The following is an 18,574-nucleotide window of genomic DNA, read 5'->3' as shown; positions in this document are numbered from 1 at the left end:
CGCTCGCGGCGGGCCCCTGGAGGGGGGCCGTTCCAGCACGTCATGTTGTGGGCGCGACAGGGTTCGAACCTGCGACCGCTCGGTTGTAAGCCGAGAGCTCTACCGCTGAGCTACACGCCCTGCGCGCCCCAGGGTAAGGACCCCGGGACGCCCCGAAGGATCAGGCGGCGAGCTTGCCGACCGCGTCCTTCCAGCCGGACTGCTCGCGGGCGTCGCCGGGCTGGTTGACCTCGGCGAAGGCGATGGCGCCCTCGGCGTCGACCAGGAAGGTGCCGCGCAGGGCCATGCCGGCCTTGTCGTTGAACACGCCGTAGGCCTGGGCGATGGCGCCGTGCGGCCAGAAGTCAGACAGCAGCGGGAAGTCGAAGCCCTCCTGCGCCTTGAAGGCCTTGAGGCTGAACACCGGGTCGGTGCTCACGGCGAGCACGCGCACGCCGGCGTCGGTGTAGTTCGCCAGCTCGTCGCGCAGCTGGCACAGCTCACCGGTGCAGATGCCGGAGAAGGCGAAGGGGTAGAAGACCAGCAGCACGGGCGTGCCCCGCAGCTCGGCGAGGGTGACGACCTGCTTGTCCTGGTCGGGGAGGCTGAAATCGGGCGCGGCGTCGCCGACGGAGAGCGTCATGGCCCGATCGTGCCGTACGGCCTAGCGGCGGCTGCGCGCGGTCTTCGGGCTGACCAGGCGGATGCCCGACCAGTCCTTGGCGGCGGAGACGCTGCTGGTCTGCTGCAGGCCCGCCGTGGGGGCCACCTCGGTGACGTCACCGGGCTCCACGTGGCCGGGGCGGCCCGACTTGGGAACGAGCAGCCAGACGACGCCGTCCTCGCCGAGCGAGGTGATCGCGTCGGTCAGGGCGTCGAACAGGTCGCCGTCGTCCTCACGCCACCACAGGAGGACGACGTCGGCCACCTCGTCGGTGTCCTCGTCGACCATCTCGCCACCCGACAGCTCGATGATCGCGTCGCGCAGGTCCTCGTCGGCGTCCTCGTCCCAGCCGAGCTCCTGCACGACCATGCCCGGCTTGATGCCCAGCCGGGCCGCCATGCCGGCGCTGTCGACGCTCATCCGTGCTGCTCCTCCATGGGTGGACGTGCTGTTGATCGCTCGTGAGGTGGATGGTGCCCTGCCTGCGGGCCGTCCGCGCGGGGACGCGTCACAGCCATGCGCACCGGTTCCGGCGCGGACCGTCGTCCCGGGCGGTGCGACGGTGGACGAGCACGGACACGACCGGCGGGAGAGCTCCCCGCTGCCTGGTCATGTCACCCCTCTCGTCCCCCCGCTGTGCAGGGGTTCCGTCCGGGGCCCGATCCACCGGGCCACGTGGGCGGAAGCGTAGGGCATGACCGCCACGACGCAAGCCTGCACGACCCGTGCACACCCCCCCGGGCACGGTACGGGCGCGCGGCGGAGGCCCGGAACGTGACGGGCGGCTCCCCCAGGGGAGACCATGGGGACATGAGCGCACAGCAGTCGGACGGCGACCCCGCCCGCGACACAGGCGCACCCCGCGCGGTCATCACCGACGGGCTGCCCAGCCAGCTGCCGGACATCGATCCGGACGAGACGCAGGAGTGGATCGACTCCCTCGACGCCGTCGTCGGCCACGCGGGCCGTGAACGCGCCCGCTACCTCATGCTCCGCCTGCTGCAGCGCAGCCGGGAGCAGCAGGTCGGCGTCCCGGCGCTGCGCAGCACCGACTACATCAACACGATCCCGCCCGGGCGCGAGCCGTGGTTCCCCGGCGACGAGCACGCGGAGCGCCGCATCCGCGCCTACATCCGGTGGAACGCCGCGATCATGGTGCACCGCGCGCAGCGGCCCGGGATCGGCGTCGGCGGGCACATCTCCTCCTACGCGAGCTCCGCCTCCCTCTACGAGGTGGGCTTCAACCACTTCTTCCGCGGCAAGGACCACCCCGGCGGCGGCGACCAGATCTGGTTCCAGGGGCACGCCTCCCCCGGCATCTACGCCCGCGCCTTCCTCGAGGGCCGCCTCTCCGAGGACCAGCTCGACGGCTTCCGGCAGGAGGTCAGCCACCCCGGTGGCGGGCTGTCCTCCTACCCGCACCCGCGGCTGATGCCCGACTTCTGGGAGTTCCCCAGCGTCTCCATGGGCCTGGGGCCCATGAACGCGATCTACCAGGCCCGCTTCAACCGCTACCTGCACGCCCGCGGCATCAAGGACACCTCCGACCAGCACGTCTGGGCCTTCCTCGGCGACGGCGAGATGGACGAGCCCGAGTCGCTCGGCGTGATCGGCCTCGCCGCCCGCGAGGAACTGGACAACCTCACCTTCGTCGTCAACTGCAACCTGCAACGCCTCGACGGCCCGGTGCGCGGCAACGGCAAGGTCATCCAGGAGCTGGAGTCCTTCTTCCGCGGCGCCGGCTGGAACGTGATCAAGGTGATCTGGGGCCGCGAGTGGGACCCGCTGCTGGCCGGCGACCGGGACGGCGCACTGGTCAACCTGATGAACTCCACGCCGGACGGCGACTACCAGACCTACAAGGCCGAGGACGGCGCCTTCGTCCGCGAGCACTTCTTCGGCCGCGACCCGCGCACCCGCAAGCTCGTCGAGTCCATGAGCGACAAGGAGATCTGGAACCTCTCCCGTGGCGGGCACGACTACCGGAAGATGTACGCGGCCTACAAGGCGGCGATGGAGCACAAGGGCCAGCCGACGGTCATCCTGGCCAAGACGATCAAGGGCTGGACGCTGGGCAGCCACTTCGAGGGCCGCAACTCCACCCACCAGATGAAGAAGCTGACCGCCGAGGACCTCGCGCTCTTCCGCGACCGGCTCTACCTGGACATCCCCGACTCGGCGCTGGACAAGACCCTGCCGCCCTACTACAAGCCCGACCCCGACTCCGACGAGATGCAGTACATGCTCGAGCGGCGACGGGCCCTGGGCGGCGCGGTGCCGCGCCGGCGCGCGGAGTACAAGACGCTCAAGGCGCCCGAGGACAAGGCGCTCGACGTGCTCCGCCGCGGCTCGGGCAAGCAGGAGGTGGCGACGACGATGGCGTTCGTCCGCCTGCTCAAGGAGCTGCTCAAGGACGACGAGATCGGGCCACGGCTCGTGCCGATCATCCCGGACGAGGCGCGGACGTTCGGTCTGGACTCCTTGTTCTCCTCGCACAAGATCTACAATCCGGGCGGCCAGCAGTACACGTCGGTCGACCGGGAACTGATGCTGGCGTACAAGGAGTCCGAGTCGGGCGTCATCCTGCACGAGGGCATCAACGAGGCCGGCTCGACCGCGTCGTTCACCGCCGTCGGCACGTCGTACTCCACGCACGGCGAGCCGATGATCCCGATCTACATCTTCTACTCGATGTTCGGGTTCCAGCGGACCGGCGACAGCTTCTGGGCCGCCGCCGACCAGATGGCGCGCGGGTTCGTCCTCGGCGCCACGGCTGGCCGGACGACGCTCAACGGCGAGGGCCTGCAGCACGAGGACGGGCACTCGCTGCTGCTGGCGCACACCAATCCCGCGGTGGTGTCCTACGACCCGGCGTTCTCCTTCGAGCTGGCGCACATCACCCGGGACGCCCTCGTCCGCATGTACGGCGACGACCCGGGTGCGCCGCTGGGCGGGCACCGCTCCCCCGACGTCATGTACTACCTGACGGTCTACAACGAGCCGTTCACCCAGCCGGCCGAGCCCGAGGGCCTGGACGTCCAGGGCGTGCTGGCCGGCATGCACCGCTACGCCGAGGGCCCGATGACGGAGGGCCCGAAGGCGCAGCTGCTGGCTTCGGGCGTGGCCGTGCCGTGGGCGCTGCGGGCGCAGGAGCTGCTGGCGCACGACTGGGGTGTCTCGGCCGACGTGTGGTCGGTGACCTCCTGGGGCGAGCTCCGGCGCCAGGCCGACGAGGTGACGCAGCACAACCTGCTGCACCCCGAGGAGGAGCCGCAGACCCCCTACGTCACCCGGCGGCTGCAGGAGACCTTCGGGCCGGTGGTCGCGGTGTCGGACTGGATGCGCGCCGTCCCCGACCTCATCGCGCCCTACGTCCCGGGCGGGCTGACTTCGCTGGGCACCGACGGGTTCGGGCTGTCCGACACCCGTCCCGCGCTGCGCCGGCACTTCCACGTGGACGCCGAGTCGATCGTCGTCCGCACCCTGGCGTCGCTCGCCGACGAGGGGCAGGTCGACCGCGCGACGGTGCGGGAGGCCGTGGAGAAGTACCGGGTCCGCGACGTGCAGGCGGCCCCGGCGGAGGAGCGGAGCGACCCGAGCCCGGCTACCTGAGCGCGTCCAGCGCCATCCGGGCGTAGAGGGCGGCCCCGGCGGGCAGCGGCTCCTCGTCGAACACGACCAGGTTCGAGTGGTTGGGCGGCGCGTCCGCCGGGTCCACGCCCGGCGGGCGGGCGCCCAGCCACGCCAGCGCGCCGGGCACCTCCTGCAGCACGTACGAGAAGTCCTCCGCACCCATCAGCGGCGCCGCCAGCAGGACGGCGGCCTGCTCGCCGAGCAGCTCGCGCGTGGTCTCCAGCACGCGGGCCGCGGCGGCGGCGTCGTTGATCGTCACCGGGTAGCCCTGCCGGTGCTCGAACTCGACGCCGAGCTCGTGGGCCGCGGCGACGTGGGTGGCCACCCGCTGCACGGCCGCGACGAGGTCGGCCCGCCGCTCGGCCGACAGCGTGCGGATGGTGCCTTCGAGGAACGCCGACTCCGGGATGACGTTGTTGGTCGACCCGGCCTGCAGGTGCCCGACGGTGACGACCGCGGGGTCGAACACGTTCACCCGCCGGGTGACCATCGACTGCAGCGCCAGCACGATCTCCGCCGCCGCCGGGATGGGGTCCGCGGCGGCGTGCGGCTCCGAGGCGTGTCCGCCACGGCCGCGCAGCGTGATCGCCCACTGATCCGCGGCGGCCATGACGGGGCCGGGCCGCACGTTCACGCTGCCGCTGGCGAGGGTCGAGGAGATGTGCAGCGCGAACGCGCCGCTCACCGGCGCCTCGGGGACGACGTCGAGCAGCCCCTCCTCGAGCATGTACCGGGCGCCGTGGAAGCCCTCCTCCCCCGGCTGCACCATGAACACGACCTGGCCGGCGAGCTCGTCGCGGCGCTCGGCCAGCAGCCGCGCCGCACCGACCAGCATCGCGACGTGGGTGTCGTGCCCGCAGGCGTGCATGACGCCGGGCACCTCGGAGGCGAACGGGAGCCCGGTGTCCTCCTGCACGGGCAGCGCGTCCATGTCCCCCCGCAGCAGGTACGTGGGCCCCGGCCGTGCGCCGCGCAGCACCGCGACCACCGAGCTGGTGCGCTTGCCGGTGGTGATTTCCAGCGGCAGCCCGGCCAGCGCCTCGATCACCGTCGCCTGGGTGCGCGGCAGGTGCAGGCCGAGCTCCGGGTGCCGGTGCAGCCGGCGGCGCAGGTCGATGGTGCGGTCGGCGTCGTCGTAGGCGGCGGAGAGGAGCTCGGAGGAGGTGGTCGCCATGGCCCCACTCTCACCCAGGGCGCGGCCGGCTGACCACCGCTGAGGTCATCCGTCGGCCCAGGAGGGCCGGCCGATCTCCAGCCGCCAGAGCAGCAACGTGCCCGCCTCCGCCGGCACGAGCTCGCCGCCGTCGTGCCGGACGACGGCGGTCTCGGCGCCCGCCTGGAGCAACAGCCCGGCTGGGACCTCGACGGGCACGCCGGCAGCGGCCCGGGCCACCCAGAGCCCGGCGTCCGGACGGCGGAGGTCCACCGGGCCGGTGACGTCGCGGTGCACCTCGTGGGCCGGTGGTGCGGACGGCTCGGCAGGCCGCAGGTAGCACTGCAGCACCCGGGCGCCCTCGTCGCCCGCGGACTCGTCGTGGACCAGGCCACTGCCGGAACGGAGCACGGCGACGTCCCCGTCCGCCATCGAGGCGCCGTCGCCCCAGTCGTGCCGCAGCGAACCGGCCAGCACCACGGCGACGACGTCGACGGCGGCGTGCTCGTGCGCGCCGTAGCCCTGCCGGGGCGCCAGCCGGTCGTCGGACACCCGCAGCAGGGGGCCCAGGGAGCCATCGTCGGGCGCAAGCACGGTCCGCTGCTCGGGCGCACCCGTCACCGGAGCTCCCTCCCGCGGAGGGGCAGCACGCCCAGCACCACGGCGGTGAGCACGGTCCAGCCCACACCGAGCGCCCAGCCGGCCAGGACGTCGGACAGGTAGTGCACACCCAGCCACATGCGGGTGAGCCCGACCAGCAGCACGGCCAGCACGCCCAGCACCGCCCAGAGCCGCCGCGCCCCCGGGGCGAGCAGCGGCCAGGCGAGCACCAGGCCCACCGTCACGAGGGTGGCGATACCGGAGGAATGGCCGCTCGGGAAGCTCAGCGAGCCGTAGTCGGCCCCGCCGTCCTCGAACGCCGGACGGACCCGGCCGAAGGACTCCTTGAGCGCCGAGGTCACGTGCCGCACGAACACCGCGGCGACGACCACCCAGAGGACCGTGCGCCAGGCCCGCCGGCGGACCAGCCAGATCAGCACCGGGACCGCCAGCACGTACCGGACGAGGGACAGCCCGGGTGCGGTGAGGACCTCCAGCAGCACGGTCAGGGCTGCGGGACGGTCGTCCCCGGCGTAGAGGGCCTCGCTCACCCGGGTGTCCAGGTCGAGCAGCGGCCCGGTATCCGCGCGCACCCCGGCGCCGAGCAGCGCCAGCACCGCCGCGCAGAGGGCCACCACCGCCAGCGGGCGCCCGAGGGCGCGCGTGCCGGGCGCGGCGGGACGGGCGTCCGTGGGTGCGCTCACCGCCCTACTCTCCCCGATCCGGGCCGCGCGTGACACGCTGACCGCGTGAGGAGCCGGGTGACCGACCGCCCGAGCGCGGCCACGCTCCGGCGGCTCGAGCGCTCGTCCGGGGCGCTGGCCACGCAGGCCGTCGCCCGGATGGACGAGGAGCTGCCCTGGTTCCGCACCATGCCGGCCGACCAGCGTTCCTGGGTCACGCTGGTCGCGCAGGCGGGACTGGCGTCCCTGGTCGAGTGGTGCCGGCACCCGGGCCGCCCCCCGCGGCTGACCGGTGAGGTGTTCGGCGCCGCGCCCCGCGAGCTGGTGCGCGTGGTCGCCCTCAAGCAGACCGTCGACCTCATCAAGATCACCGTGGAGACCCTGGAGGACCACGTCACCTCGGTCGCCGAGCCCGGTGACGAGGAGATGCTGCGGCTGGCCGTCCTGCAGTTCAGCCGCGAGGTCGCCTTCGCCACCGCCCACGTGTACGCCAGCTTCGCGGAGAGCCGCGGCGCGTGGGACGCCCGGCTCGAGGCGCTCCTGGTCGACGCCCTCGTCCGCGGGGAGCGGTCCGAGGAGCTGGCCGGTCGCGCGGCCGCGCTGGGCTGGTCGGCGATGAACCCGGTCACCGTCGTCGTCGGCCCCGCGCCGGAGGGGATCGCCGATCCGCACGGCGCCGTCCGCCGGGCCGCTCGGGGGCTGCGCAGCGAGGTCCTGGTCGGCGTGCACGCCGACGAGCTGGTCGTCGTCCTGGGCGGGCACGAGGACCTGCCCGCGGTGGTGACGCGGGTGGCCGAGGAGTTCGGCCCCGGCCCCGTCGTCTACGGCCCCGTGGTCGACGGCCTGGGCCGCGCGGGCGACTCGGCCGCCGCGGCGCTCGCCGGCCGGCGCGCGGCGCGGGCGTGGCCGGAGGCACCGCGTCCGGTGACCGCCGACGCCCTGCTCCCCGAGCGGGCGCTCGACGGCGACCCCCTGGCGCGCGCCGCACTGCGCGACGAGGTGGCCGGTCCGCTGCACGCCGCGGGGAGCGGGGTCCTCGAGACGGTGCGCGCGGTGCTGGCCAGCGGCGGCAACCTGGAGGCCAGCGCGCGGGCCATCTTCGTCCACCCCAACACCGTGCGGTACCGGCTCAAGCGGGCCGCCGAGCTCACCGGGCTGTCGGCCACCGACCCCCGGGGCGGCTGGACGCTGCAGGTGGCGCTGGCCCTCGCCCATCTCGACCGGGACCGCTCACTCTGGGAGTGACCGTGCAGTGGTCTCCACCACTCGACCGCGCGATACGGCCGCGGAACCGCGCCTGTGTTAGAGGGTTCCTACAAAGATCACCGGTGTCCTTTCGTGCCGCTCCCCACCGCGGGAGACCGCCGTCTTTGGCACGGTGAGGGGGTGCTCGCCGTCCTCGCTCCCGGTCAGGGTGCCCAGAAGCCCGGAATGCTCACCGACTGGCTCGGGCTCCCCGGCGCCGAGTCGTTCTTCCGCTGGGCGGGCGCCATCGCCGACGCCGACCTGCTGACCCTCGGCACCGAGGGCGACGCCGAGGCGATCGCCGACACCGCCGTCACCCAGCCCCTCGTGGTGGCGATGAGCCTGTTCGTCGCCCGCGAGCTGGGTGGGATGCCGGGGCCGGTCGCGCACAGCCCCTCCGCCGGCCGGGACGTCGTGATCGCCGGGCACAGCGTCGGCGAGCTCACCGCCGCCGCGCTGGCCGGAGTCCTCTCCGTCGAGGCGGCGATCGCGCTGACCGCCGTCCGCGGCCGTGCCATGGCCGCCGCCTGCGCGCAGACCCCGACCGGCATGTCCGCGGTCCTGGGCGGTGACCCCGACGAGGTGCTGGCCGCGATCGAGCGGCACGGCCTGGCGCCGGCGAACCTCAACGGTGCCGGCCAGATCGTCGCCGCCGGCCCCCTCGAGGGCCTGGCCGCGCTCAAGGCCGAGCCCCCGGCCAAGGCGAGGGTCATGCCCCTGTCGGTGGCCGGCGCCTTCCACACCTCGTACATGGCTCCGGCGCGCAGGCAGCTGGAGGGGCTGGTGGACGGGCTGCGCCCCGAGGACCCCAGCCGCCTGCTGCTGTCCAACGCCGACGGTGCGGCGGTCGACTCCGGCGCCGAGGCGCTGCGCCGGCTGGTCAGCCAGGTGACCAGCCCCGTCCGGTTCGACGCCTGCCTGGCCACCCTGCGCGACCTCGGCGTCACCGCCGTCATCGAACTGCCCCCGGCCGGCGCGCTGACGGGGCTGGCCAAGCGCGAGTGGAAGGGCGCCGGCATCGAGCTCCTCGCGGTCAGCAGCCCCGCCGACCTCGACCGGGCCCGCGAGCTGATCGCCGCCGAGCGGGGCCGCGCGGAGGCCGAGCACTTCCCCGACTGGCGCGTGGTGGTGGCGCCCGCCCGCGGCACGGTGAGCCCGGCGGAGGTCGCCGAGGGCACGCGGCTGCCGGCCGGAACCCCGCTGGGCTGCATCCGCGGCCGGCGCGAGGAGGTCAACGTGTCCGCCGCCTACGACGGCGTGCTGGCCGAGTGGCTGGTCCACGAGGGCGACCTCGTCGACGCCGGCGACCCGATCGCCCGTCTCTACCCGGAGGTATCCGCGTGACCGCTCTGAAGCTGGCGACCGGCGCGCCCGGCACCCGGATCCTCGGGCTGGGCGACTACCGCCCCAAGCGGCGGGTGACGAACGACGAGCTCGCCCAGGTCATGGAGACCAGCGACGAGTGGATCCAGAGCCGGGTCGGCATCGCCGAGCGGCGCTGGGCCGACGACGACGAGACGCTCGTGGAGATGGCCACGGCGGCCGGGGGCAAGGCCATCGCGGCCAGCGGCCTGGCCCCCGACGAGATCGACCTCGTCGTCCTCGCCAGCGCGAGCCTGCGCCAGCCCATCCCCGGGATCGGCCCGCAGGTGGCCCACCGCCTGGGCATCCCCCGCCCGGGTGCGCTGGACCTCAATGCCGGGTGCGCGGGCTTCTGCTACTCCCTCGGCCTCGTCTCCGACGCCATTCGGGCGGGCTCCGCGCGCAACGCGATCGTCATCGGGGTCGAGCGGCTCACCGACGTCACCGACATGTCCGACCGATCGACCGCGGTGATCTTCGCCGACGGCGCGGGCGCGGCGGTCGTCGGTCCCGCCGACGAGCCGGGCATCGGCCCCATCGCCTGGGGCAGCGACGGCGACCAGCACTCCGCCATCGAGATCGTCGACAGCGGGTTCATGGCCATGGCGGGGCAGGCGGTGTACCGCTGGGCCACCACCCGGCTCACCGAGGCGCTGGCCCAGGCGATGGACCGGGCCGGGGTCACGCCCGCGGACATCGACGTGTTCGCGCCGCACCAGGCCAACCTCCGGATCATCGAGTCGATGACCAAGCGGCTGGGCTTCGGCGAGAAGACGGTCATCGCCCGCGACATCGTGCGCTCGGGCAACACCTCGGCCGCCTCCATCCCGCTGGCGCTGGGCGCCCTGCTGGAGTCCGGCGAGGCGAAGTCCGGCGACCTGGCCCTGGTGCTCGGCTACGGCGCGGGCCTGACCTACGCCGGTCAGGTGCTGCGGCTTCCATGAGCACCACCACCCCAGATCCCCGGGACACCGCGTCCCGGACGACGACGTCCGCCCCGCACCGGGGCGCCGTCCCATCCGAGAGAGAGGACCCCGCCGCGTGAGCAGCACCCAGGAGATCCAGTCCGGTCTGGCCGAGATCCTGGAGGAGGTCGCCGGCGTGACCCCCGCCGACGCCACCCCCGAGAAGTCGTTCACCGAGGACCTCGACGTCGACTCGCTGTCGATGGTCGAGATCGCCACGGCGGTCGAGGACAAGTTCGGCGTCGCCATCCCCGACGACGAGCTCGGCAACATCAAGACCGTCGGCGACGCCATCAGCTACATCGAGAAGAACCAGGGCTGAGAAGGGCCCTCCTGCCCCCCACCGCTCGCATGCTCGCGGCGGGACCCCGCAGGAGGGCCGTCCGGCCGCCCGGCCAACGTTCCCAGAGGAGAAGCAATGAGCACGTCCGACGTCGTCGTCACCGGCCTCGGGGCCACCACACCCCTGGGCGGGGACGTGCCCACCACCTGGGACGCGCTGCTCGCCGGGCGGTCGGGGGTCAGCCGCATCACCGACGACTGGATCAAGGAGTACCCCGCCCAGCTCGTCGCCCGGCTCGCCACCGAGCCGTCCGAGCAGCTCGACCGGGTTCGGGCCCGCCGGCTCGACCGCAGCCAGCAGGTCGCCGTCGTCGCCGCGGAGCAGGCGTGGGCCGAGTCCGGCGCCGCCGACTCCGGGGTCGCCCCCGAGCGGATCGCGGTCGTGTTCGGCACCGGCATCGGCGGGGCCCTGACCCTGCTCGGCCAGGACGACGTCCTGGAGGAGAAGGGCCCGAAGCGGGTTTCCCCCTTCACCATCCCGATGCTCATGCCCAACGGCCCGGCCGCCGCGGTCGGGCTCTCGATCGGCGCCAAGGGTGGCGTGCACGCGCCGGTCAGCGCCTGCGCATCGGGCGCCGAGGCGATCCGCTGGGGCCTGGACCTGCTGCGCTTCGACCGTGCCGACGTCGTCCTCGTCGGCGGCACGGAGGCGTGCGTGCACCCCCTGCCCATGGCCGGCTTCGCGGCGATGCGCGCCATGTCCACCCGCAACGACGAGCCCGAGCGCGCCTCCCGCCCGTTCGACAAGGGCCGCGACGGCTTCGTGCTCGGCGAGGGTGCGGCCGCCCTGGTGCTCGAGCGCGGCGACTCCGCCCGGGCGCGTGGCGCCCGGATCCACGCCCGGCTCGCCGGCGCCGCCGGAACCGCCGACGGCTACGACCTGGTCGCCCCCCACCCGGAGGGCGAGGGGGCGGCGCGGGCGATCACCGCCGCGCTGCGCGATGCCGACCTGACGCCGGCCGACGTCGGGCACGTCAACGCCCACGCCACCTCGACGCCGGTCGGCGACACCGCCGAGGCCGCCGCCATCCGGTCCTCGCTCGGCGACCACGTCCTGGTGAGCGCCACCAAGAGCCAGACCGGGCACCTGCTCGGCGCCGCCGGGGCGCTGGAGGCCGTGTTCACCGTCCTCGCCCTGCGCGAGCAGGTCGTCCCGGCGACGGCCAACCTCGACGACCCCGACGACGACGCCAACGTCCAGGCCCTCGACATCGTCCGCGGCGAACCGCGCCGCGCCACCCTCACCGCCGCGGTCAACGACTCGTTCGGCTTCGGCGGCCACAACATGGCGCTGGTCTTCACGACCGCCTGACGCGGCCGCACCTGCCCAGCCCATCCCTCTTCGTGGAGGTCCCGTGACGACCGCGCCCGCCGCCCCGCTCCTGACCGCTCCGGACCCGCGCGACCCCGAGGACCGCCTCGCGCGCTTCTTCGACGCAGGCTCGATGGAGCTGCTGGCCTCCCGCGACACCTCCGGCGTCCTGGCCGCGCGAGGCGAGGTGTCGGGCAGCCCCGCGATCGCCTTCTGCACCGACGCCACCGTCATGGGCGGCGCGATGGGGGTCGACGGCTGCCGGCACATCGTCGACGCGATCGACGCGGCCCTGCGCGAGCGGGTGCCCGTCATCGGCATCTGGCACTCCGGCGGCGCCCGGCTGGCCGAGGGCGTCACCGCCCTGCACGCCGTCGGCGAGGTGTTCGCGGCGATGGTCCGGTCCTCGGGCCGCATCCCGCAGATCTCCGTCGTCCTCGGCGCCGCCGCGGGAGGCGCCGCCTACGGGCCGGCGCTCACCGACATCGTGATCATGGGTCCGGCCGGCCGGGTGTTCGTCACGGGGCCGGACGTCGTCCGCTCGGTCACCGGCGAGAACGTCGACCAGGAGACCCTTGGCGGGCCGGACACCCACGGCCGTCGGTCCGGTGTGGTGCACGTGGTCACCGACTCGGAGGCGGCCGCGCTGGAGACGGCGCGGCAGGCCGTGGACCTGCTGGCCGCGCAGGGCAGCTTCACGCCCGCCGCCGACGAGCCCGACGTCGACCTCAAGGCCCTGCTGCCGGAGCAGCCGCAGCGCGCCTACGACGTCAAGCCGCTGATCACCGCCCTGCTGGACGAGCCGGGCCTGGAGCTGCACCCGCGCTTCGCACCGAACGTCGTCACCACCCTGGGCCGGCTCGCCGGGCGCACCGTCGGGGTCATCGCCAACAACCCGATCCGCCTGGGCGGCTGCCTGGACTCGGCCTCGGCGGAGAAGGCGGCCCGGTTCGTGCGCATGTGCGACGCCTTCGGGGTCCCGCTGGTGGTGCTCGTCGACGTGCCCGGGTACCTGCCCGGCGTCGGCCAGGAGTGGGACGGCGTCGTGCGGCGCGGCGCGAAGCTGCTGCACGCGTTCGCCGAGGCGGTGGTGCCGCGGGTGACGCTGGTGACCCGGAAGTCCTACGGCGGTGCCTACATCGCGATGAACTCCCGCTCGCTGGGCGCCACCGCCGTCTTCGCCTGGCCCGGGGCCGAGGTCGCCGTCATGGGTGCCAAGGCCGCCGTCGGCATCCTGCACCGCAAGAAGCTGGCCGCCGCCCAGCCCGGTGAGCGTGAGGCGCTGCACGCGCAGCTGGCGGAGGAGCACGAGCGGATCGCCGGCGGCGTGAACCGGGCCGTGCAGATCGGCGTCGTCGACGAGGTGGTCGACCCGGCGCAGACCCGGCGGCGGCTGGTGACGGCGCTGACCGCCGCCCCGCACGGCCGCGGAGCACACGGCAACATCCCGCTCTGAAGAAGGACCCGTCGCCCCCCACCGCTCGCACGCTCGCGGTGGGCCCCTGCGACGGGCCGTTCCAGCACGTCACCTGGAGACGATCGCCCGGGCGCCGCTTCCCCGACGGCGCCCGAACGACCGGGTCCAGGTTATGACCAGATGAGCTCGAGGACTAGACGACCTGGTGGAGCCAGGTGACCGGGCTGCCGTCGCCGGCGTGCCGGTAGACCTCGAGGTCGGCGTCCCAGGCCGCCCCCAGCAGCTCGTCCACACCGTGCCGGAAGGCCTCGATGGACGACGTCGTCGCCGCGAGGTGCCGCAGCTGCTGCTCGCTGATCATGATGTCGCCGTTGGCGCTGGTCGGCGCACGGAAGACACCGTGGCCGGGCACGTAGGACATGCGCTCGCCGTCGTTGCCGTGGCTGGCTTCCTCGGTGACCTCGAAGCGCAGCATCGGCCACTGGCGCAGGGCAGCCACGAGCCGGGCACCCGTCCCCGGCGAACCGGTCCAGGCCACCTCCGCACGGTAGGACCCGTGCGCTGCGGGCTGGTCGTCCCACGACAGGGAGACCGGCGCGCCGACGACGCGCTCGAGCGCCCATTCGACATGCTGGCAGAGCGCCTTCGGGCACGCGTGCACGAAAACGACACCCTGGGTTGACCGTCGCTGCACGGGGCACCTCCATCGACTCGATCGGTCTCGTCTTCCCCTACGGACCCATCGATTCGGTGACTGGCTGTGTTCGGCAGTGGCGGAGCAGGGCTCCCGTCAACAGTCTGCACGATGGTGACCCGATCGCGCCAGCCCGAGTGGGGCGGTTGTGCTGCATGTGACGCAGGAGACCGGATCGGCCGCTTTCCCGCTGGTCAACAGCCATAGCACGCTCCGCGGCGCTCCGTCTACCGGCCGGCGACGCTGTACGGCTCTTTCGCGGAGCCCAGCGGGAGGGCTCGGGCCGACCGGCGTGGCTCCTGCCGGAGACCGTCCGGCCCGGTGACTCACCGTAACGAGTGTGGGCAACGGACAGTGGTACCGCCCGTACAGAACGGCGTGTCGCAGCGGGCGGGCGCCAGGTGCTCAGGCGTGCGGCAGGGCGAACCGGTCGCCGCCGGCGGCCTTGGCGCGGTACATCGCGGCGTCGGCCCGGTGCATCAGGTCGGCGACGTCCTCGCCCGGCACGATCTCCGCCACGCCGATGCTGGCGGTCACACCGCCCCGGGCGCCCACCAGCGCGATCGCCTGGCGCAGGCGCTCGGCCAGCATCTCGCCGGAGAAGGCGTCCGAGACGTCGGCCAGGACGGCGAACTCGTCGCCACCCAGCCGGGCCACCGTGTCGGTCTCCCGCACCGCTGCCCCCAGGACCGAGGCGACGGCCTTGAGCAGCGCGTCGCCGGCGGCGTGCCCGTCCCGGTCGTTGACGGCCTTGAAGCCGTCGAGGTCGACGGCGCAGACCACCGTCCGCCGCCCGCTCGCAGCGGCCTCCACGGCGAGCGGCAGCCGCTCGATGAGGGTGCGCCGGTTGGGGATGCCGGTGAGGGGGTCGGTGGCGGCCAGCGTGCGCTGGGTGGTGATGAGCTGGACCTGGCGCTCGTGCGCCGCCCACGAATTGGCCGACGCCATGGTGCAGATGAGCGTGAACGCGCCCATGACCGCGACGAAGAACGCGGCGGACGTCGTCAGCCCGGACATCCCGAAGAGCGCGACGTAGCCGCCCATCATCGCCGCGCCCATGGCGACGACGCCGTGCGGCGGATAGGCCACGGCCATGTAGGTCAGGGTGAGGAACAGCAGGGCGTCCAGCGGGCTCGCGGCCCCACCGTCCAGCCAGGTGCCGAAGAGGACGACCACGGTCGTGGCCAGCGTCCAGAGGTAGAACATCGTGGGGCCGCGGGAGTCGCGCATCATGTCGGCCAGCGGCAGGAGCAGCAGCGCCGGGCAGGTCAGGACGACGAGCGCCGCGGCACCCAGGAGCAGCGGGTGGTGCCGACCCGGGGTCTCGGTGAAGAGCGTGTAGACCAGCACGGCGACGGCGCTGATCTCGCTGAGCAGCACGCCGTAGCGCACGTGGCGCACCCAGTAGGCGACGCGGTCGTCGTCCTCGGCCAGCGGCCGGTACAGCCCGTCGCGGAGGACCCCGAGGAGCCGGCGGAACCGACCCGCGTCGCGGGCGCCCGCCGGTGCGCCGCGGAAGCGGCGGTCCCCCGGAACTGTCCTGGTCACACCTCTGCGATCGTCGTCGCGGCACCGCCGCTTGACCTGCCCTCACCCCAGGGGGTGAGGGCAGGTTGCGGAACAGCGTGAGCCGCATGTCATGCCTGCCGCGCTCCCGCCCGGGTACGCGCCCGACATGGGACGACGCCAGGGCATGGCCGACGCCGGGCGCGAGGAGGTGGGGGCGCGCGTGCTGGGCGCGTGGGACGCCTTCCTCGCCGAGGCCGAGCGGGTGGACCTGAGCCGCTCCTCGCGTCTGCCGGGATGGCGGGCGCACGAGATCTGCGTGCACCTCGGCTGCTGGGACGACCACACGGCGATGACCGATCTCGTGCAGTCCGCCCGCACCGGCGCCACGGGCCCCCAGCCCGACCCCGACGCCGTCAACGCCCGCGTCACCGCAGCGCACGCCGGGGCCTCCCGCGAGGAGGTGCTGGACGCGCTCCGCCGCAACCGCGAGGCGACCGCGCGCTACCTCGCCGAGGAGCCGGTCGAGCTCGACACCGCGCCCACGGTCTCGGTGGTCGGCCGGGTACCTCTGCTCAGCGTCGTCCTGGGGCAGGCCTACGAGCTGGCCGTGCACGGCCTGGACCTGGTCTCGTGCGGCGCGCAGCCGCCCCCACCGGAGGTCCTGCAGTCGGGCCTGGCCGCGCTCACCGACGTCACCGGGGCCCTGGCCACCTCGTGCGGCATCACCGGCGGGGTCACGCTGGCGACGCCGGACGGCGGCTGGTCCTTCGCCGCCGATCCGGAGGGCTGGGTCGTGCGGCCGGTGCCCGGCGGCTGCCACGAGGGGCCGGCGGTCGAGGCGTCGGCGGAGCTGCTCCTCGAGGCGGCGTCGGGGCGGGTCAACCCGGTGCCCGCCGTGGCGCGGCGCCAGCTCAGAGTGCACGACGTCGGGGGTCTGCTCGCGCTGGCGCCGATCGTGCAGAAAGTGCCGGGCATCCCCGGTGGCCCGATCCTGCAGCTGGCCGCGCGCACCATGGGCGGGGCCGGCGGCGTGCTCGGCCGGCTGTTCAGGAAGGGCTGACGCCCGCGCGGCGCCGTCGGAACCACAACGCGCCGGCCACGGCCAGGGCCACCAGCGGCAGCGCCACGGCTGCCGTGACGCCGGAGACCAGTGCGGGCGCCGAGGCCCCGACGCCCACCTGGACGACGGTGCTCGGCAGGATGCCGAGCGCGGTCGCGGCAAGGTAGGGCAACAGGCGCATCGCGGTCAGCCCGCTGCCGTAGCTGAGCACGACGAACGGCACGACGGGGAGCAGCCGGCCGACGAGCAGCGACACGAAGCCGCGGTCGACCAGCAGCCGGTCCAGCCGGGCCAGCCGCGGTCCGGCCAGCCGGGTGACCGCGGCCCGGCCCAGCCAGCGGGCCAGCCCGAAGCTGCCGAGCGCGGCCAGCATCGCCCCCGCCAGGGCCACGAGCAGGCCGGGGACGAACCCCGCGACCAGACCGAGCAGCACGGAGACGGCGGTGCGCGGCACGGGCGCCATCAGCACCAGGCCGACGCCGCCCACCAGCCCGGCCCAGCCCGCTCCCCCGACGTCGTCCAGCCAGCGCCGGACGACGTCCACGTCGGGGAGCTCGACGGTCAGCGCGACGACGAGGCCCGCGACGAGCAGGAGCACCAGCAGCGACGCCCGCAGCCACGTGGTGTCGTCCCTGCCCGGCGTCCGCACCGGTTCATGATCCGGCACGGGGGCGCCGCCGGTGGTCAGCAGCCGCCGAGGGAGATGCCGTGCGCGTTCAGCCACGGCACCGGGTTGGTGCGGTTGGCGTACAGGCCGCCCTTGTGCACCTCGAAGTGGAGGTGCGGGCCGGTGGACTGCCCGCGGTTGCCGACCTCGGCGATCTGCTCCCCCGCGCCGACCGTCTGGCCTGCGCTGACGAAGAACCGGTTGACGTGGCCGTAGAGGGTGATCGTCCCGTCGCCGTGCTGCACCGCGACGGCCAGGCCGAACCCGCTGGCCGGCCCGGCCTGCAGGACGACGCCGCTCTCCGGTGTGAACACCGGCGTGCCGATCGGGGCGGCGATGTCGACGCCGGCGTGCAGCGTGCCCCAACGGGAGCCGTAGCAGGAGGTGACCCGGCCGGTCGTCGGCGCGACGGCGCCGCCGCCGCCCGAGGCGAGGGTCCGGGTCGCGGGAGCCGCCGTGGTCGTGACGGCGCTGGCGGCTGCGGCGGCCGCCTCGCGGGCGGCCCGCTGGGTCTCCCAGGCCCGGGCGGCGTCGCGGGCGCCCTGCATCTGCAGCAGCCGGATCTCGGCGTCCCGCAGCTGCCGGGCCAGCCCCAGCCGCTGCAGGGCCAGGGCGTCGAACTCGGCCTGCGCACCGGACAGCTGCCGCGCTGCGGCGGCGTGCGCCTCCGCGGCGGCGCCGGCGGCGCGGTCCCGCTCCCCGACGGTTGCCTGCGCGGCCTGCTCGGCGCGGGCCTGCTGCACCTCGAGGATCTTCATGGCGTCCAGGGTCTTCGCCCGCTGCTCGCCGAGGGTGTCGAGCGTCGCGGCCTGCTGGAGGAGCTCGGCGGGCCCCCCGGCGTCCAGGAGCAGGTGCAGGTCGCCGAAGGCCTGCTGGCCACCGCCCATGTAGGCCTGGCGCCCGATCTCGGAGACCTCGTCCTGGGCCTGCCCGACGGCCTGCTTCGCTTCGAAGAGGGCGACCTCGGCGGCCTCCGCCTCCTGTGTCGCGGCGTCGAGCGCGGCCTGGGCGGCGAGCGCGTTCCCGCTGGCGGCCTCGGCCTCCAGCGTCATCCGCTGCAGCTTCTGCTCGGCCTCGGCCACGCGTCCGCCGAGAGCGGCGATCTCCGCGGCGACGGCGTCGTGCTGGGAGCGGGCCGCCTCGACGCGGGCGTCGTCGGCGGGCGCCGCGGTGGCGGCTGGTGCGCCGACGAACGCGGCGGCCAGCAGCGTGGCGGCGATCAGGGACGTCCGGAGACGTCGGCGGCGGGGAGAGGTGGTGGTGTGCAGGTGGTGCGAGGTCGCCAAGGC

At 74.3% G+C, this 18,574-nt stretch carries 17 protein-coding genes and 1 tRNA gene; 8 read left to right on the top strand and 10 right to left on the bottom strand.

Annotated features, from left to right (window positions below; all coding sequences use genetic code 11):
• Positions 1-48 precede the first annotated feature (48 nt).
• The 3 genes from BLS70_RS09910 to BLS70_RS09900 all read right to left on the bottom strand — a co-directional run bounded on the left by BLS70_RS09910 (position 49) and on the right by BLS70_RS09900 (position 1,063).
• Positions 49-120 (bottom strand) — tRNA-Val (locus BLS70_RS09910).
• Between the two features lie 40 nt (positions 121-160).
• Positions 161-622 (bottom strand): peroxiredoxin, encoded by a 462-nt coding sequence (locus BLS70_RS09905; protein ID WP_091766687.1) that lies wholly within the window; start codon positions 620-622, stop codon positions 161-163.
• 21 nt (positions 623-643) lie between these two features.
• Positions 644-1,063 carry a DUF3052 domain-containing protein gene (locus BLS70_RS09900; protein WP_091766684.1) on the bottom strand — a complete coding sequence of 140 codons (420 nt, stop codon included), beginning with the start codon at positions 1,061-1,063 and terminating at the stop codon, positions 644-646.
• Between the two features lie 390 nt (positions 1,064-1,453).
• Here BLS70_RS09900 and aceE point away from each other — a divergent pair, with 390 nt between their 5' ends.
• Positions 1,454-4,255: a pyruvate dehydrogenase (acetyl-transferring), homodimeric type gene (gene aceE, locus BLS70_RS09895; protein WP_091766680.1), complete on the top strand. Its 2,802-nt coding sequence runs from the start codon at positions 1,454-1,456 to the stop codon at positions 4,253-4,255.
• Here the strand turns inward: aceE and BLS70_RS09890 are convergent.
• From BLS70_RS09890 to BLS70_RS09880, 3 genes are read right to left on the bottom strand one after another with little or no spacing between them, the layout of a single operon-like run.
• Complete coding sequence (locus BLS70_RS09890) at positions 4,248-5,450, bottom strand: M20 metallopeptidase family protein (RefSeq protein ID WP_091766677.1); 1,203 nt, start codon at positions 5,448-5,450, stop codon at positions 4,248-4,250. The genes aceE and BLS70_RS09890 overlap by 8 nt on opposite strands.
• Positions 5,451-5,495: 45 nt before the next feature.
• Positions 5,496-6,050: a pirin family protein gene (locus BLS70_RS09885; RefSeq protein WP_091766674.1), complete on the bottom strand. Its 555-nt coding sequence runs from the start codon at positions 6,048-6,050 to the stop codon at positions 5,496-5,498.
• Positions 6,047-6,733 carry a phosphatase PAP2 family protein gene (locus BLS70_RS09880; RefSeq protein ID WP_255362366.1) on the bottom strand — a complete coding sequence of 229 codons (687 nt, stop codon included), beginning with the start codon at positions 6,731-6,733 and terminating at the stop codon, positions 6,047-6,049. Before BLS70_RS09880 ends, BLS70_RS09885 begins: the two co-directional genes overlap by 4 nt.
• A gap of 57 nt (positions 6,734-6,790) precedes the next feature.
• Here BLS70_RS09880 and BLS70_RS09875 point away from each other — a divergent pair, with 57 nt between their 5' ends.
• The 6 genes from BLS70_RS09875 (at position 6,791) to BLS70_RS09850 (ending at position 13,394) form a co-directional block, all read left to right on the top strand.
• Positions 6,791-7,957 (top strand): PucR family transcriptional regulator, encoded by a 1,167-nt coding sequence (locus BLS70_RS09875; RefSeq protein WP_255362365.1) that lies wholly within the window; start codon positions 6,791-6,793, stop codon positions 7,955-7,957.
• A gap of 141 nt (positions 7,958-8,098) precedes the next feature.
• Positions 8,099-9,301 (top strand): acyltransferase domain-containing protein, encoded by a 1,203-nt coding sequence (locus tag BLS70_RS09870; protein WP_091766668.1) that lies wholly within the window; start codon positions 8,099-8,101, stop codon positions 9,299-9,301.
• The gene (locus tag BLS70_RS09865) at positions 9,298-10,263 is read left to right on the top strand and encodes a beta-ketoacyl-ACP synthase III (protein WP_091766665.1); all 966 of its coding nucleotides are present in this window, start codon (positions 9,298-9,300) and stop codon (positions 10,261-10,263) included. Before BLS70_RS09870 ends, BLS70_RS09865 begins: the two co-directional genes overlap by 4 nt.
• 97 nt (positions 10,264-10,360) lie before the next feature.
• Entirely contained in the window at positions 10,361-10,606 is a 246-nt protein-coding gene (locus BLS70_RS09860; RefSeq protein WP_040336827.1) for an acyl carrier protein, read from the top strand.
• Positions 10,607-10,702: 96 nt separating this feature from the next.
• The gene (locus tag BLS70_RS09855) at positions 10,703-11,938 is read left to right on the top strand and encodes a beta-ketoacyl-[acyl-carrier-protein] synthase family protein (RefSeq protein WP_091766662.1); all 1,236 of its coding nucleotides are present in this window, start codon (positions 10,703-10,705) and stop codon (positions 11,936-11,938) included.
• A gap of 43 nt (positions 11,939-11,981) precedes the next feature.
• Positions 11,982-13,394, top strand: a complete 1,413-nt coding sequence (locus BLS70_RS09850) for an acyl-CoA carboxylase subunit beta (protein WP_255362364.1) — start codon at positions 11,982-11,984, stop codon at positions 13,392-13,394.
• A 154-nt stretch (positions 13,395-13,548) separates the two neighbouring features.
• On the opposite strand, the gene BLS70_RS09845 is transcribed toward BLS70_RS09850, so the two are convergent.
• Positions 13,549-14,016: a DUF3145 domain-containing protein gene (locus BLS70_RS09845; RefSeq protein WP_255362363.1), complete on the bottom strand. Its 468-nt coding sequence runs from the start codon at positions 14,014-14,016 to the stop codon at positions 13,549-13,551.
• A 438-nt stretch (positions 14,017-14,454) separates the two neighbouring features.
• Positions 14,455-15,597, bottom strand: coding sequence for a GGDEF domain-containing protein (locus BLS70_RS09840; protein WP_091766656.1), 1,143 nt, complete (start codon positions 15,595-15,597; stop codon positions 14,455-14,457).
• 91 nt (positions 15,598-15,688) lie between these two features.
• Between BLS70_RS09840 and BLS70_RS09835 the strand changes: the two genes are divergently transcribed.
• Positions 15,689-16,618: a maleylpyruvate isomerase N-terminal domain-containing protein gene (locus tag BLS70_RS09835; protein WP_255362362.1), complete on the top strand. Its 930-nt coding sequence runs from the start codon at positions 15,689-15,691 to the stop codon at positions 16,616-16,618.
• On the opposite strand, the gene BLS70_RS09830 is transcribed toward BLS70_RS09835, so the two are convergent.
• Complete coding sequence (locus tag BLS70_RS09830) at positions 16,605-17,267, bottom strand: TVP38/TMEM64 family protein (RefSeq protein WP_091766653.1); 663 nt, start codon at positions 17,265-17,267, stop codon at positions 16,605-16,607. The two genes, BLS70_RS09835 and BLS70_RS09830, sit on opposite strands and share 14 nt — an antisense overlap.
• Before the next feature lie 35 nt (positions 17,268-17,302).
• Positions 17,303-18,571 (bottom strand): M23 family metallopeptidase, encoded by a 1,269-nt coding sequence (locus BLS70_RS09825; RefSeq protein ID WP_255362361.1) that lies wholly within the window; start codon positions 18,569-18,571, stop codon positions 17,303-17,305.
• Positions 18,572-18,574: the final 3 nt, after the last annotated feature.

It is taken from the genome of Blastococcus aurantiacus (assembly GCF_900102425.1).
Classification (GTDB): domain Bacteria; phylum Actinomycetota; class Actinomycetes; order Mycobacteriales; family Geodermatophilaceae; genus Blastococcus; species Blastococcus aurantiacus.
Note: the sequence above shows the minus strand (reverse complement) of the source record. Positions and strands in the feature narration are given on the sequence as shown.